The organism is Micromonospora sp. CA-249363 (assembly GCF_050950185.1).
GTDB lineage: Bacteria > Actinomycetota > Actinomycetes > Mycobacteriales > Micromonosporaceae > Micromonospora.
Window position 1 is genome coordinate 6,772,608 of record NZ_CP192020.1, and the last position, 15,565, is coordinate 6,788,172.

The 15,565-nt window shown below is 68.3% G+C and carries 13 protein-coding genes and 1 rRNA gene; 8 read left to right on the plus strand and 6 right to left on the minus strand.

The genetic code is table 11. The features are described from left to right. Positions 1–300 precede the first annotated feature (300 nt). Positions 301–1,815: ribosomal RNA gene (locus ACQPZK_RS30460) — 16S ribosomal RNA — on the minus strand. Between the two features lie 667 nt (positions 1,816–2,482). After that, positions 2,483–2,737, minus strand: a complete 255-nt coding sequence (locus ACQPZK_RS30465) for an SCO4848 family membrane protein (RefSeq protein WP_433536162.1) — start codon at positions 2,735–2,737, stop codon at positions 2,483–2,485. Between the two features lie 145 nt (positions 2,738–2,882). Here ACQPZK_RS30465 and ACQPZK_RS30470 point away from each other — a divergent pair, with 145 nt between their 5' ends. The 4 genes from ACQPZK_RS30470 (at position 2,883) to ACQPZK_RS30485 (ending at position 6,567) form a co-directional block, all read left to right on the plus strand. Beyond that, positions 2,883–3,353: a PRC-barrel domain containing protein gene (locus tag ACQPZK_RS30470; protein ID WP_433536163.1), complete on the plus strand. Its 471-nt coding sequence runs from the start codon at positions 2,883–2,885 to the stop codon at positions 3,351–3,353. A gap of 273 nt (positions 3,354–3,626) precedes the next feature. Continuing rightward, positions 3,627–4,685 (plus strand): tryptophan--tRNA ligase, encoded by a 1,059-nt coding sequence (trpS, locus tag ACQPZK_RS30475; RefSeq protein WP_433536164.1) that lies wholly within the window; start codon positions 3,627–3,629, stop codon positions 4,683–4,685. A gap of 72 nt (positions 4,686–4,757) precedes the next feature. Then, positions 4,758–5,960 carry a low temperature requirement protein A gene (locus ACQPZK_RS30480; RefSeq protein ID WP_433536165.1) on the plus strand — a complete coding sequence of 401 codons (1,203 nt, stop codon included), beginning with the start codon at positions 4,758–4,760 and terminating at the stop codon, positions 5,958–5,960. Between the two features lie 16 nt (positions 5,961–5,976). Further along, positions 5,977–6,567, plus strand: a complete 591-nt coding sequence (locus tag ACQPZK_RS30485) for an HAD family hydrolase (RefSeq protein ID WP_433536166.1) — start codon at positions 5,977–5,979, stop codon at positions 6,565–6,567. A 3-nt stretch (positions 6,568–6,570) separates the two neighbouring features. Here the strand turns inward: ACQPZK_RS30485 and ACQPZK_RS30490 are convergent, their stop codons facing one another. From ACQPZK_RS30490 to ACQPZK_RS30505, 4 genes are all read right to left on the minus strand, one after another. Further along, entirely contained in the window at positions 6,571–7,542 is a 972-nt protein-coding gene (locus ACQPZK_RS30490; protein ID WP_433536167.1) for a quinone oxidoreductase family protein, read from the minus strand. A gap of 135 nt (positions 7,543–7,677) precedes the next feature. Beyond that, positions 7,678–8,745, minus strand: coding sequence for a WxL protein peptidoglycan domain-containing protein (locus tag ACQPZK_RS30495; RefSeq protein WP_433536168.1), 1,068 nt, complete (start codon positions 8,743–8,745; stop codon positions 7,678–7,680). A gap of 91 nt (positions 8,746–8,836) precedes the next feature. Beyond that, positions 8,837–10,810, minus strand: a complete 1,974-nt coding sequence (locus ACQPZK_RS30500) for a fibronectin type III domain-containing protein (protein ID WP_433536169.1) — start codon at positions 10,808–10,810, stop codon at positions 8,837–8,839. Positions 10,811–10,952: 142 nt separating this feature from the next. Beyond that, positions 10,953–12,170 (minus strand): HupE/UreJ family protein, encoded by a 1,218-nt coding sequence (locus ACQPZK_RS30505; RefSeq protein WP_433536170.1) that lies wholly within the window; start codon positions 12,168–12,170, stop codon positions 10,953–10,955. Between the two features lie 182 nt (positions 12,171–12,352). Here ACQPZK_RS30505 and ACQPZK_RS30510 point away from each other — a divergent pair, with 182 nt between their 5' ends. The 4 genes from ACQPZK_RS30510 to ACQPZK_RS30525 all read left to right on the plus strand — a co-directional run bounded on the left by ACQPZK_RS30510 (position 12,353) and on the right by ACQPZK_RS30525 (position 15,555). Next, positions 12,353–13,015 carry a hypothetical protein gene (locus ACQPZK_RS30510; RefSeq protein ID WP_433536171.1) on the plus strand — a complete coding sequence of 221 codons (663 nt, stop codon included), beginning with the start codon at positions 12,353–12,355 and terminating at the stop codon, positions 13,013–13,015. 389 nt (positions 13,016–13,404) lie between these two features. Then, positions 13,405–14,370, plus strand: a complete 966-nt coding sequence (locus ACQPZK_RS30515; RefSeq protein ID WP_433536172.1) for a helix-turn-helix transcriptional regulator — start codon at positions 13,405–13,407, stop codon at positions 14,368–14,370. 262 nt (positions 14,371–14,632) lie between these two features. Next, positions 14,633–14,845 carry a BldC family transcriptional regulator gene (locus tag ACQPZK_RS30520; protein WP_433536173.1) on the plus strand — a complete coding sequence of 71 codons (213 nt, stop codon included), beginning with the start codon at positions 14,633–14,635 and terminating at the stop codon, positions 14,843–14,845. Between the two features lie 128 nt (positions 14,846–14,973). Beyond that, a complete protein-coding gene (locus ACQPZK_RS30525; RefSeq protein WP_433536174.1) occupies positions 14,974–15,555 on the plus strand; it encodes a dihydrofolate reductase family protein in 582 nt (193 codons plus the stop codon). The last annotated feature ends 10 nt before the right edge of the window (positions 15,556–15,565 follow it).

Here is a 15,565-nt window from a genome sequence, read left to right on the forward strand (position 1 = left end):
CATCACCACCGTGACCGGTATGCGGGGCCAGGCCATGCCTGGCAGACTCCCAACCCCACACGGGGTCGGACCAGTCTCTGAAAGACAACCATGGGTTGTTCTTTCAGGACCCAACAGGGTGCCTACATCCTCCCCCAGCCGCACCAAGACCAATCCGTTCCCACCACCGAAGTGGCTGTACTAGGTGATCCCGGCCGTTGCCAGGGACAGACTTGCCAGTGTCTCCGCCATTGAGCACCCCGACCCGACATTCGCAGGTCGCGGGCTCCATACCAGCTTTCGCCGGATGGTGCTCCTTAGAAAGGAGGTGATCCAGCCGCACCTTCCGGTACGGCTACCTTGTTACGACTTCGTCCCAATCGCCAGCCCCACCTTCGACGGCTCCCTCCACAAGGGTTGGGCCACCGGCTTCGGGTGTTGCCGACTTTCGTGACGTGACGGGCGGTGTGTACAAGGCCCGGGAACGTATTCACCGCAGCGTTGCTGATCTGCGATTACTAGCGACTCCGACTTCACGGGGTCGAGTTGCAGACCCCGATCCGAACTGAGACCGGCTTTTTGGGATTCGCTCCACCTCACGGTATCGCAGCCCATTGTACCGGCCATTGTAGCATGCGTGAAGCCCTGGACATAAGGGGCATGATGACTTGACGTCATCCCCACCTTCCTCCGAGTTGACCCCGGCAGTCTTCGATGAGTCCCCGCCATAACGCGCTGGCAACATCGAACGAGGGTTGCGCTCGTTGCGGGACTTAACCCAACATCTCACGACACGAGCTGACGACAGCCATGCACCACCTGTGACCGCCCCCGAAGGACCCCCCATCTCTGGAGGTTTTGCGGCCATGTCAAACCCAGGTAAGGTTCTTCGCGTTGCATCGAATTAATCCGCATGCTCCGCCGCTTGTGCGGGCCCCCGTCAATTCCTTTGAGTTTTAGCCTTGCGGCCGTACTCCCCAGGCGGGGCGCTTAATGCGTTAGCTGCGGCACAGGGAACCGGAGAGGCCCCCCACACCTAGCGCCCAACGTTTACAGCGTGGACTACCAGGGTATCTAATCCTGTTCGCTCCCCACGCTTTCGCTCCTCAGCGTCAGTATCGGCCCAGAGACCCGCCTTCGCCACCGGTGTTCCTCCTGATATCTGCGCATTTCACCGCTACACCAGGAATTCCAGTCTCCCCTACCGAACTCTAGCCTGCCCGTATCGACCGCAGGCTTGGGGTTGAGCCCCAAGTTTTCACGGTCGACGCGACAAGCCGCCTACGAGCTCTTTACGCCCAATAAATCCGGACAACGCTCGCGCCCTACGTCTTACCGCGGCTGCTGGCACGTAGTTGGCCGGCGCTTCTTCTGCAGGTACCGTCACTTACGCTTCGTCCCTGCTGAAAGAGGTTTACAACCCGAAGGCCGTCATCCCTCACGCGGCGTCGCTGCATCAGGCTTCCGCCCATTGTGCAATATTCCCCACTGCTGCCTCCCGTAGGAGTCTGGGCCGTGTCTCAGTCCCAGTGTGGCCGGTCGCCCTCTCAGGCCGGCTACCCGTCGTCGCCTTGGTAGGCCATCACCCCACCAACAAGCTGATAGGCCGCGAGCCCATCCCAAGCCGAAAAACTTTCCACCCCCAGCCATGCGGCCAGAAGTAATATTCGGTATTAGCCCCCGTTTCCGAGGGTTATCCCAAAGCTTGGGGCAGGTTGCTCACGTGTTACTCACCCGTTCGCCGCTCGAGTACCCCGAAGGGCCTTTCCGCTCGACTTGCATGTGTTAAGCACGCCGCCAGCGTTCGTCCTGAGCCAGGATCAAACTCTCCAACAAAAACTTTGTCGAACAGCTATCCCGGCAACAAAATGTTGCCAAAGGAATCCCAACCAACAACCCACCCAAAAGCAGGCTGCCAGTCCGGGGTATAAATCATAATTGGCACTGGCTTTACAAGCACCCTGTTGAGTTCTCAAAGAACAACCACACACCGATCAGAAGCTCCACATCCCGTGGACCCGCATCCCGGGGCTTTTTCGTTCCGTATCCCCGTCGCTCTCGCGCCGGGCACTTTTACTACGTTACCTCACCGTCTCGGCCGTGTCAAACCGGTGTGTCCCGGTCTGTCGTGCTTCGTGCGGGTTGGTCCCGGCGCACTCACGCAGCAGCGAACCGCTGCGTCAGGTCGTCGGATTTGGCAGGCCGGCCGCTGCGGTCTCCCACAGTCGCGCCCGGTGCCCTGCCGGTCGTAAACCTTACCCGGTCGGTTTCGCCGCACCAAATCGGCCTCCCGGCAGATCAGGTGGGCACCGCCCGAACCGCGCCTCCAGGAGCGAACTCCTGCCTGGCCCGGTCGCCGGCCCGGTTCCTGGCTCCAGGACTTTCGCCCTGTTTGCCCCGTTCCGCGCTGGCAGAGAGAAAGTTACGCGTCCGTGGGTTTGATCGTCAAATCGGGGGGTAGCGTCCCGCGTCACACTCGCGTCCCGCGCGCATTTTGCCCAGCTCAGGACGTTCCGCTTCGGCGAGCGGCCAGCCAACCGCGGATACCGAGCACTCCGACGGTCGTACCGATGGCCAGCGACGCGGCGATCAGGAGCGCGTGTACCCACAGGAAATCGGTCGGCGAGCCCTCACCCACCGTGGCGGACGCCCACGACCGCGGGTCCTGCCAGATGGCGACCGCGAATCTCGGCCAGATCACCCAGGTCCAGACCCCGACCCCGACCAGGAAGGCGGACCACCCGCGCGACAGCACCATGACTGCCGAGTATGTCAGCGGACCTGCCCACGGCCGATCGGGACGCCGATCGCCCTCCCGGAGGGGCCGACCCTCTCGTTTCCCGTACCGGCGGGTTGGGCACTGAGTCAGGGGACAGGCGATGCCGTCCCCCGGAGGTGACCCCGTGCAACCCTCGATCTTCAATCCCTGGGCCTGGCGTGATCCATCCGCCCTGGCCGGCGGATACACGCAGACCACCCCCTCGACCGGCCCGTCCGAGGACCCGGACGGCGGACACGACGGCCCGGACGCACCCGGTCCGGGTACCCCGGTCGACCTCGTCGGCTACCACGTGCAGGCCCGCGACGGACGTATCGGCACGATCGACGAGGCGAGCGACGAGGCGGATGCCGGCCACCTGGTGGTGGACACCGGACCGTGGATCCTGGGTCAGAAGGTGCTGGTGCCGGCGGGGACGGTGGAGCGGGTGGACCACCTGGACCGAGTCGTACACGTCGACCGGACCCGTCAGGAGATCAAGGACGCGCCGCCGTTCGAACCGGGCTCGTTCGACCCGGAGTACCGGGACCACGTCGGCAGGTACTACGCGGACCGTCACGTGCCACCGCCGGGAGAGGCGCCGCGGGTAATCTGAGCTGGTGGTCCGGACGGGCAGCTGCGTACCGGAGGCGGTCGATGTGGTCGACGGCCTCCCGCGCGGTGGCGTGCCCGCGTCCCTGACCGGCTCCGGCGACGGCCGTGAGCAACTTCTTGACCTGCTTCGTGCCGGTGGTCTGCGGTACCGCGCCGGCGCGCGATGGCGGACGGCTCGCTGAGCCCTGTTCTCCGCCGGCCGAGGGGGCGAGTTCGCCCCGCTCGGCGCGCGCCCAACGCGTGACCCACCTACCCGCACGAAAGGCACACCGCCATGTCCGTCGCACGCATGCTCACCGGCGACCGGCCCACCGGCCGCCTGCACCTCGGCCACTACGTCGGCAGCATCGCCAACCGGGTGCGGCTGCACCAGCGCTACGAGAGTTTCTTCATCATCGCGGACCTGCACATGCTCACCACCCGCAACCGCCGGGAGGACATCGACCAGGTCTCGGGCAACGCCCGCGAGATGGTGACCGACATCCTCGCCGCCGGTGTCGACCCGGCGCGGGCCACGTTCTACCTCCAGTCGGCGATTCCCGAGGTCGGCGACCTGAACACCCTCCTGCAGAACCTGGTGACCGTGCCCCGCCTGGAACGGGTGCCGTCGCTCAAGGACATGGCCCGCGACGCCGGCAAGGAGGAGATGCCGTACGGGTTGCTGGGTTACCCGGTGCTCCAGGCGGCGGACATCCTCTGCGTCAAGGGCGAGGTGGTGCCGGTCGGCCGGGACAACGCCGCGCACGTGGAGGTGACCCGGGAGATCGCCCGCCGGTTCAACCACCTGTACGGGCCGGTCTTCCCGGTACCCGAGCTGATCATGGCCGACAACCCCAGCCTGGTGGGCACCGACGGCGTCGCCAAGATGAGCAAGAGCCGGGGTAACACCATCGCGCTGTCCGACGACACTGCCGCGGTGCGCCGCAAGGTGCGCGGGATGTACACCGACCCGAACCGGGTACGGGCCGACGTGCCGGGAACGGTGGAGGGCAACCCGGTCTTCGCGTACCACGAGGTGTTCAATCCGGACCGTGCGGAGGTGGCCGACCTGGCCCGGCGTTACCGGGCCGGGCAGGTCGGTGACGTGGAGGTCAAGGAGCGGCTGATCGAGGCGCTGGAGACGTTCCTGACACCGATCCGGGAACGCCGGGCGGCGATCGAGGCCGACCGGGGGCTCGTCGACCGGCTGATCGTCCAGGGCACCGAGCGGACCCGGCAGGAGGTACGTCAGACCCTGACGGAGGTACGCCGGGCGATGGGGCTGACCGGGACGTACCAACAGGTGCGCCGGCGGGCCGAGCGGACCCGGCGCCGGACGGACGCGCCGGCCTGACGCGGGCGTCCTGGGCCTTCCCGTTGGAACGGGGAGGCCCGAGGCGGCCCACCGAGGGCGCAGAATGCCAGGATGAGGGGAATTCGTCCGGTCGTGGCGGGTGCCACGCATCGGACGACGATGTTCGAGATCTTCTTCGACCTGGTCTTCGTCTTCGCGCTCACCCGGGTCATCGCGTTCATGGCGCAGCCGCCGACCGGGCTGCTCACGCTGGCCCAGGGGCTGCTCCTGCTCCTGCTGCTGCTCTACTCGTGGGGGCCGTACACCTGGGTGGGCAACCTCGTCCGCGCGGACCTCGGCCTGGTCCGCGGAGCGACCCTGGTCGCGATGGCGGCGATCTTCGTGGCCGCCCTGGTGTTGCCGGACGCGTGGCGGCAGGGTCCGGGCCTCGACGCGCCGCTGACCCTCGCGCTCGCGTACGTGGTCGTCCGGGCGGTGCAGCTCGTGATCCTCGCCTGGGTGAGCGTGACGATTCCGTCGCTGCGCTCGACGCTGCGCTATTTCAGCGTGCCCGTGGTGCTGGCGTGGTTTCCGCTGGTCGGCGGGGCGCTGCTCGGCGGGACCGCCCAGACGGTGCTCTGGACGGCGGCGCTGCTGGTGGACATCGGTGGCGCGCGCCTCGCGTCCGCCTTCCACCCCTGGCAACTGCGCAGCGTGGACCACTTCACCGAGCGGTACGGGTTGGTGCTCATCATCGCCCTCGGCGAGTCACTGATCTCCGCCGGCGCGGGGCCCCGGACGATGGCCCCGGTCGGTTCGGCGGTGGCGGCCGCGCTGCTCGGCCTCGTCAGCACGGTCTGCCTGTGGTGGCTCTACTTCGATCGGCTGGCGCCCGCCGCGCGGGCGGCCGTCAGCGGCGTGCCGGACGACCGACGGGCCGACGTGGCCGGCGACGCGTACGGCATCGGGCACTCTCCGCTGATCGTCGGTGCCATCTACTTCGCGCTCGGCATCGAGGAGGTGATCGGTCGGCTCTCCGAGGAGTCGACCGACACCGGCCCGCTGGGCTGGGAGGCGGCGGGCGCTCTCTACGCGGGTGTGGCCGTCTACCTGCTCAGCAGGCTGGTTCTCCGCCGGCTGACCGTGCGCGTCGTCCATCCGGCGCAGGTCGTCGCGGCGCTGCTGCCGCTGGCCCTGCTGCCGGTCGGTCGGTCCCTCGCGCCGTTGGCCGCGCTGGCCCTGCTGACCGTCCTGCTGATCGCGGTGACCTGCAACGAGCGGCGGTTCGACCGGCGTGACGAGCCGGTCGACCCGGCTCGGGCGACGCGCCCCTGACCGTTACCCTTCCCCGGTGACCCTGCCTCTGCCGCCCGGTGAGTTCGCCGCGTACCTGTTCGACTGCGACGGCACCATCGTCGACTCGATGCCGCTGCACTACGTGGCCTGGCAGCGGGCCCTCGACGAGTGGGGCTGCGAGTTCCCGGAGGACCTGTTCTACGCCTGGGGTGGTCGGCCGACCGCCGACATCATCGTGGCGTTGAACGAGCGCCATGGTCTGGCGATGCCGGTGGCGACCGTCGCGGAGAACCGCGAGCGCATCTACCAGGAGCTGCTGCCGCAGGTGGCCGCCGTGCCCGAGGTGGTCGCGCACATCCACGAGGCGCACCGGCGGGTGCCGTTCGCCGTCGTCTCCGGCAGCACCCGGGCGGCGGTCACCGCCTCCCTGGAGGCGCTCGACCTGCTGGACCGGTTCGACGTTCTGGTGTGCGCCGAGGACTACACGCGGGCCAAGCCCGACCCGGAGGCGTTCCTGCTCGCGGCCCGGCAGCTCGGCGTACCCCCGGAGTCCTGCCTGGTCTTCGAGGACACCGACCTGGGCATCCAGGCCGCGACGGCGGCCGGCATGGCGTCGGTACGCGTGCCGCAGCAGCGCACCGCCTGACCCTCAGGCCACCGTCAGCAGGAGTTTTCCGGCGTACGACGTCGTCAGGCGCTGGTGCGCCTCCCGCACCTTGCCCAGCGGGAACTTCTCCGCGACGTGCACCACGAACGGGCCCGCCTCGACGAGTTCGTTGAGACGACGCAACTGGCCGGGGTTGGACACGCCGTCGTACGCGCGAACCGTCATCCCGGGGCGCTCGCTCGGCTCCGGCCGCACCCCGTGGGCGTACGCCACAACTCCGCCGTCGGACAGCGTCTCGGTGAGTCGGTCCAGCGTCTCGCCGCCGGCCATCGCCAGGATGCCGGCCACTCCCTGCGGAGCCGCGTCCCGGATCGCCGTGAGCACCTCGGTGAGATCGCCGTGGCCGTCCAGGGACACGTCGGCGCCGAGCCGGGTCACCAGCGCCACGCCGTCCGCACCGGAGGCCACCGCGATCACCTTGAGGCCCTGCCGCTTGGCCAGCTGCACGGCCAGGTGTCCCTGACCACCGCTCGCACCGAAGATCAGGAGCCAGGCGCCGGCCGGCAGGGTGAGGGTGTCCAATCCGGCCAGCGCGGTCAACGCGTCGGTGGACATGGCACCGGCGTGCTCGGCGGGTACGCCGTCGGGCAGCTTCGCGACGTACTCGGCTTTGACGACCGCGTACTCGGCGTAGAAGCCGCCCTTGGGTCGGGTGGTGGCGGAGACGTAGACCTGGTCGCCGACCGCGAGGCCGGTCACCTGGTCGCCGGTCGCGATGACGGTCCCCGCGCCGTCGGAGCCCGGGACGGTCGGGAGGGACGAGCCCTCCGGCACGAACAGACCCTGCCGTTCGTACGCGTCCCACACCCCGACGCCGGCGCTCAGGACCTTGATGAGCACCTCGTCGGCGGCGACCTCGGGCACGGGGAGCTTCCGCAGCGTGATCACCTCCGGCCCGCCGAACTCGTCGAAGGCCGCGGCCTGCATCCGCTCTGGCACGTCCGCGTCAACCATGGGGGCTTCCTCTCCGGGCCGGCGTCACCGTCGCAGCATGCCGGCTCGCAGACGAGTCGGAGCCGGTGCCGAGTGCCGTTCACCCACAAGGGCGACCGGCCGCGCTACCGGTGGGTTGCCGCCCGGCCCGGATGGTCAGGACGTCTGCGGCCGGGGGTTCCGGAGCGCCTGCTCGACGGCGTCGCGCACCCGGGCGTCCTCGCGCGTCCTGCGCACTGTCCGGGCGCGGCGGCGGTACAGGTACGCGCCGACGACGGCGGCGATCAGCACGACGAGCACCAACACCAGCGTCCACGGCAGGGCCCAGCCGTGCGCCGTCGCCTCGATGGGCGTGAGCGGGGTGATGGAGCCCGACGCGTCGGTGAGCAGCGGAGTGACGGTGACGGTCGCGGCGAGCCGGACGGTGGGCGCGACACCGTGGACCGGCACCGTCACGTCCCAGCTCTCGCCCGGGAGCAACTGCGGCGGCGCGGCGATGTCACCGGCCCGCGCGCGCAGGACGCCGAACGGGCCCGACACCGACACCGACTGCTTCCCGGAGAGGGCGGCGTTACCGGTGTTGTGGATCGTGTACGAGACGGCCGCGTCGCCCCTGCCGACCGGGTTGGACGATCCGTCGTACGTGACGTGGAGGTTCTCGATCCCGAGGGTCGGCTTCAGCTCGCCGCCCACCCGCAACGTGATCCGGATGCCGAGGCGGCGGTCCACGTTGATGCCCTCGGCCTGGTCGGTCTGGGTCAGCGCGGTCAGGATCCCGCCGACGTGGTCACCGGGCGTGGCGTTGGCCGGAACGGCGATCGTGAAGGGCACCTGCGCGGTCTTCCCAGGCTGGATCACGACGCTGCCGGCGCTCGGCCGGACCCAGGCGCCGACCGCCACGGACTTCCGGTCCCGGGTGAGCAGGTCGAGCTGCCCCGCGTCGGTGGTGAAGCCGTCGGCGGCGTACACGGCGAGCGTCAGGGGAGCCGGGCCACGGTTGGCGACCACCATGGCGTCCTCGACGGTTCCGCCGGGATTGACGTTGTAGCTGTAGCTGGACCGGGCTTCGCCGTAGCTGTTGGACGCCGTACGGACCGTCCAGGCGACGTTGCCGTCGGCTGCCAGGGCGGGGCCGCCGCCGACGCCGGCTGCCGCGCCGGCGGCGAGCAGGGACAGCACGGTCGTACGAAGGAGTGTCTTCCAGGGCGTTACGGACGGTCGCATCTCAGGTCCTCGAAGTGATCTTGGTGGTGGGTGAACCGGTGGCGGGGCAGGCCCCGAAAGATGCCTGCCCCGCCCGGTGGAACAGGCTCGATCAGCTGCTCAGGGCAGTGATCGTGAGGGTGGTGCGGTAGCTGCCCTTCGCGATGCTGTCCGGGATCTTCAGGTCCAGGTCAGCACCGAGCTTGGCCCCGCCGCGCGGGTGGCCCTGCTCGGCCGCGCCCAGACCGCTGGAGACCGAGAGGCCCTTGCCCTGGTCGTCGAGGGACGACAGGACCGGAGCGCCGGCCGCCGCGCCCGCGCCGGCGTCGAGGACGTACGGGGTCCAGCCCAGGTACGAGCCGGAGAAGGTCTTGTCGGCGTCGGAGAAGTCGCCGACGCTGGCCGAGATCGACCACGGGGCGAGCGAGCGACGGCTGTCCGACACGAGGATCGGGTTGATCTTGCCGGTCGCCTCGAAGTAGGTGCCGTTGCGCTCCTGCGCGGTGCCCAGGTCGACGAGGCCGTTGTAGCCGTCGATGGTCCAGCCGAACTCACCCGGCGCCGGGTTGGGCACGTTGACCTGGATGGCCTGACCGTCACCGTGGTACGGGTGGATCGTGGTGTTGTCGACGATCGAGCCGACCGGCTGCCCCTCGGCGGTGTTGCTGCAGGACAGCCCCTTCTCGACGGCCGCGTTCGGGGCCGCGCAGGTGCCGCTGCGGACGTTCTGGAGCACCAGCTTGTCGGCCTTGACCTGCACCTTGACGTAGCTGCGGACGTGCTCCTGGTTCTCCACCGAGTTGAACCAGTAGTTGCTCGGGTTCAGCGGGTCCGGGCCGAGGCCCTCGACGCCGGTGCCGGAGCCGTCCGGCTTCTTGATGTCGTAGTACTTCGAGCCGGAGGCCGAGTTGGCCGTCACGTAGATGACGCCGCCCGGGCCGGGGAAGACGTCGGCAGCGCCCGGCTTCTCGGCCGGGTTCTCCTTCTGGCCGTTCTTGATCGAGTAGCTGCGGGTGTACACGTGGTCGTGACCCTGCAGCACCATGTCGATGCCGAGATCGGAGAAGGCGGTCGTGAAGTCCTTGCGGCGGTTCTTGTTGTCCGCGTCGGTGGAGTGGCTCGCCGCCGAGTAGATGGAGTGGTGGTAGACCAGCACCTTCCACTTCGCCTCGGAGCCGTGCTTCTTGACGATGTCCGAGACGTACGCGACGTGTGCCGCGTCGCCGCCGAGGGAACCGTCGGTCGGGTTGACGTAGCTGTTGCTGTTCAGGTCGATGAACAGCACGTCCTTGTAGATGTACCAGAAGTCACCGCCGGAGCGGGTCGCCTGGTCCCCGTTGTAGTACTGGGCCGAGCGGTCCGTGTTCGGGGTGAAGTGGTGCTGCTCCCAGGACTTGCCGCCGACATCGTGGTTACCGATGGTCGCGGCCGTCGGGTACTGCCGGAGCTGATCCGGGGAGAGGTACGCGTCCCACTGGGCCTCGTCGTTCGCGGACTCGACGTGGTCACCGCCGGAGACCAGCAGCTCGGTGTTCGGGTTCGCCGCGGTGGCGACCTTCAGGGTCTCCGCCCAGCCGGCCCGGTCCCGTGCGACGTCGCCGGAGGCGCCGATCTGCGGGTCGCCGAAGAACAGGAAGTCGAAGTCGCCCTCGAAGTCCCGCGTCTTGAAGGCATACGTGGGCGACCAGCTGCCCTCGGCACCGACCCGGTACGAGTACGCCGTGTTCTCACGCAGGTTGCTGATCGTGGCGTGCCGGTTGTAGCCGGTCGTGGAGGTGTTCGCGGCGCCGACCGCGTCGAAGCTGATCGCGCTGGCCGGGAACTCGCCGTTGACGATCTCGGCGGTCGGGGCGAGCTGGATCTTCTGGGCGGTGTCGGCCGAGGAGTACCAGGACACGATGCGCTGGGTCTCGTTGGCGCCGACGCCGAGGACGATGCCGGACACCGTGGTGGGGTCCGCGGCGCTGGCGGCGGTCAGCACACCGCTACCGAGGGCCGCGCCCACTCCCAGGAATCCGGCCACGACCCCGGCGACAACGCGCCGCCGCACGAGCCCGGCGGCCCGTGTCGAGGTGCTCAATGTCATCGACATTGTTCCCTTTTCGAATAGAGAAATGGATTGTTCTCCCCCGGGAAGGGGGAAGCGAATCCAAGCTTTCGCCGGCCGGTGAACCGATCATTAACGTGATCTTGCGAGCGGCTGCACTTCACGAACTGGTTAGCCGTACTCAGGAACCGGTGACGCGTTGAACAAACCAGATCAGGCCCATGATGGACACCCCTGCGGAAACCGCACCGGTCGCCCACAGACCCGCTTTCGGCGCACGGCGGCGCAGCACGAACAACAGCGGGAAGACGGCGGCGACAATCGCCAACTGGACGACTTCGATACCCACGTTGAACACCAGCAGCGACCACAGCAACGTCCAGGACCACGCCTCGTCGATGCCGAGCGCGCCCGCGAAGCCCAACCCGTGCACAAGGCCGAAGCAGAAGACGACGCCGAGGCGGATCCACCCCCGGCGATCCAGACTGAGGTGGCCGCGCCCGGTCGTCTCCAGGTCCGTCGCGTGGTCGCCGCGCCGCCAGATCCCCCACAGGTGCCAGCCGGCCACGACGGCGATCGACAGCGCGATGACCGGCTCGACGATCCGGCCCGGCACGTCGACCAGGCCGAGGGCGGCGAGCAGGAACGTCACCGAGTGCGCCAGGGTGAAGCTGGTGGCCGCGAGCACGATCTCCCGTAGACGCCGCGACCCGGCGATCAGCGCCAGCAGGAACAGGATGTGATCGATGCCGGACAGCAGGTGCTCGGCTCCCAGCAGGAAGAACTCACCGAACCGCTGGTAGGCGGTCTGGGCGGTCGAGAAGGACGGGTTGGCGGCGTCGAGCGCGGCGCTGCCCGACCGGCCGTCGATCTGGTAGGTGACGATCGTCTTGGTGTCCTTGACGTACGCCTCGTCGTCCGGGAAGAGAGCGCTGCGCACCTCGTGCTCGGCGACCCGCTCGGGGCAGGTCCAGTCGAGCAGCAGGTTCGCGTACGGCACACCGTCACGGCCGCTGACGGTGGCGTCGCCCACCTGGGTGGGCCGGCAGGCCGCGCCACGGACGCTCACCGTGAGCCGGTCGGCGACGTAGCGCAGGACCGTCGGAGCGTGCTCCTTCAGTGCGGCGGCCTGGGCGTCCGGGTCACCCGCTTCGAAGGCGGCGGTTCCGACCCGAAAGAGCGGATCATCGTCACCGGAGTCGGCGGCCGACACCACCAGGAGGTCGTATTCGAGCCCTAGCTCGGTTCGGATGTGACCCTCGTCTCCGGCGGAGATTTTCGCGTAGACGGTCGACGAAAAGCCGTGCGCGAACGCCACACCCCCGCTGAGAAACGGAAGCACCGTCGCCGCGAATGCGACAACGGCGACGACAACGGTACGGCGGATGTGCCCCAGCATGCGGTTCCCCTCGGTTGGCCAGTGCACGCTGCACGTCGCGGGTGAACAAGAACCCGCCCGCCGACGAACCGATGGAGAACAAATATCCCGAGTGGCCGCTCGTGGATCGTGGGCCGCCGGATCTGGGATAGGAATACGAGTCGTACCCCACCTGCCTCAGTCATCGGAGAAGGACGAACACCTTGCGCCCCCCGCTTCGGGCCGTCGCCCTGCTGGCCACGACCGCCGCACTCCTCGCCGGCTGCGACTCCGGCGAGGACTGGTCCCAGCCGCACCCCACGCCGAGCCCCGTCGGCACGCTCGGTCCGGGATTCGTCGACACCGCCACGACGCCCGCGCCGGAGTCGACCATCACGCCGAGGCCCGGATCGTGGGCCGACGTACACCCGCCGAAGGGCTACCGGGTGGTGCTGCTGACCGCCGGCACGGACGCGCCCACCAGGGCCCTCGTGTCGGCGGTACGGAGTTGGGCCGACGACGAGGACGTCGACCTCCGCACGGTCGCCGTCGGCGACCCGCACGAGGCCGTCCCGGGCATCAGCAAGGCGATCGGCATGAACGCGGACCTCATCGTCAGCGTGGGCAACGACCTGATCGACCCGCTGGCGTTGGTCACGCCGAACCACCTGGACGAGAAGTTCCTGGTCGTGGGCGCCGAGTTGGCCGAGCCCACGCACAACGTCACCGCCGTCGACTGGGAGGGCGCGTCGTTCCGCGGCGAAGGGCTCGGCATGTCCTCGACGTACGACGCGGGCTCGTTCACGGCCGAGCGCTGCGCCGCCGCCATCCGCGCGGGCGTGGCCGCCGTACTCAACGACCTGACCGGCATCGTGGTCTGGCTCTGAATTCCGGTTGATCGGCTCCAGTGAGACCGGGGAGGGTGTCGGCTCGGCCGCGACGCCCCCGCAGCGACATCAATGGTCGAACCAATTCGATCAACCCTCGGGAACGCCGGCTAGGACAAAAAGCGTTGTTCGACGTGGGGTGCTGCCTCGCGGAACGCAACGCCTCGCACCGATCCGGTGCGTCGAATTTGCAGATTCGCCAACAGGCCGGAAGGTGACACCTACTCATTTTTAAGGTGGCCGCGTTCCGCATTGACCAAAACCGTCCCGCCTGCTGTATGTTGGTTTTGCCTGGAAGTTGCGTGCGGCCACTTGTGGCCCGGAAATTCGGATGGCTACCCCTGAGCAGTCTCGACCGGCGTCAGCCTTACGGGCTGAAGGAGCCAACGATGACCCATTCCTTCGACTCAACCGATCTCGACGAGATCTACGAGACGTTGAAGAGCACCTACCGGGCCGTAGGAATGACCAGGAACGGCGAGCACCACAGGCTGCGCCTGACTCAGGAGACCCTCGGCCCGATAGAGCTGCACCGCAGCATGTTCACCATGCGGGTGGACATCGACGCGGAGCCGATGGCCTCGCTACCGTTCGGCCAGGTCATCGGTGGAAAGGTCGCTTACCGCGACCGCCTGAGCGATACGCGGTGCGCGCCGGGCGACGCAATCCATGCCGCACTGCCGGAGGCGTTCACCGCGACTCTCGCCGACGTGGACGTGGACCTCGCGATCATCCCCAAGGGTCTGTACGCCCTGGTAGCCGACTCACCCCCGGGCCGCCATCCCGATCCGATCCAGTTCACCGCGGTGCGGCCGCACACCCAGCAGGACGCGGACAACTGGAACGCCGCCTACCGCTATGTGCGGCACGGCATCTTCGGCACGGCGTCGGCCCAGGAGCCGTTGGTCGCCGGCGCGGCGGTCCGCCTGCTCGTCGTCACGAGCCTGATGGCGTTCCCGAACAACGCCCTCCGGGCTCCCACACCGGAGGACCGTCGTGACGCGCACTCCCGCTCTCTCCGCCGAGCCGTTTCGTTCATCGACAACAACGCGCACCGCGACATCAACGCCAGCGACATCGCGTCGGCGGCGCACATCAACATCCGCGCCCTACAGGTAGCCTTTCGGCGCCATCTGGACACCACTCCGATGGCATACCTGAGAAAGGTCAGGCTGGAGTACGCGCACCGCGAACTGATTTCCGCGGACCCTGCCACGACAAGCGTGGCGAAGATTGCCGCCAGATGGGGATTCGCCAATCACAGCCGCTTCACCGCCAGCTACCGAGCAACCTTTGGAGTCGCTCCGTCGTTTACGCTGCGCGAGCGAAACGATTCGGCGAACCTGTGGATGTGACGTTCCCCGTGCCGTCGGAAAACCCCAGCGCGTCGACACGCCAGGGCTCCGCGAGACGTTGCGCTTTTCGTACCGCACGACCACGAGCGAGACGTTTCCTGTCGTAACGCAATCTCCGTCGGGCGGCCCGACCACGTTAACCTCGATGTCGATAGGTCAGCGACCTACCACGACGCAGGTCGACCACGCTGTGGCTGCTAGAGGGTGCCGTGTCCAGATCCCGCAATTCCGCGTCCAGGTGCTCCATCGTGAGGAGATCCGTGTGGACGCCGAACATCGCCTGCTGAAGCCCTTCGAGGTCGCTGCGCTGTTGCGGGTGGACCCGAAGACCGTCACGAGATGGGCGGTGGTGGGCAGGATCGAGAGCATCCGGACTCCCGGCGGTCATCGCCGCTTCCGGGAATCTGACGTGCGCAAATTACTTGAGGTGGATCGGGCGCCTCACCTCCGGGAAGCCGACCGCCCGGGCGACTGACCGGGGTCCACCTCGGCCGCACGCTCGCGGCATCGATCCGGCTTCGGCTGTCGATCCGGCCGCCCCTCGTTCGTGTAGAGGGGGAGCGGGCAGGCAACAGGCCGCCCGCCGCACCGGAGGGTTTGCTCATGCGCAGGTTGGTGGTGGTCGAGTTCCTGACGCTCGACGGGGTCATGCAGGGGTTGGGCTCTCCCGACGAGGACCGTGCGGGCGGGTTCGAGCACGGTGGCTGGGCAGCGCCATACTTCGACGAGACCCAGGCGACCGCGGCGGTGGAGGGGCTCCGGTCCACCACGGCATACCTCTTCGGCCGCAGGACGTACGAGAAGATGGTCGGCTACTGGCCGAGCCAGCCGGACGTCAACCCGATGGCCGCACACCTCAACTCGACGCCGAAGTACGTCGCCACCCGTACCCTGACCGACCTCACCTGGTCGAACGCCCGGCGTCTGGACGGAGACCTCGCTCCCGCGGTCGCGGACCTGAAGTCCCGGGGCGACGGTGTCGTCGCCGTGCTCGGCAGCGGGGTGCTCGCACGGGAGCTCATCGCCAACGACCTGGTCGACGGGTACCGCCTGTTCCTGCACCCGCTCCTGCTCGGTTCGGGCAAGCGTCTGTTCCCGGAGTCGGAGCGGCCGCGCCCGCTGCGGCTCGCCGGCTGCACGCCAACCAGCACCGGCGTCCTCATGCTGGAGTACGAAGTGGCGTAACGGCGGATGT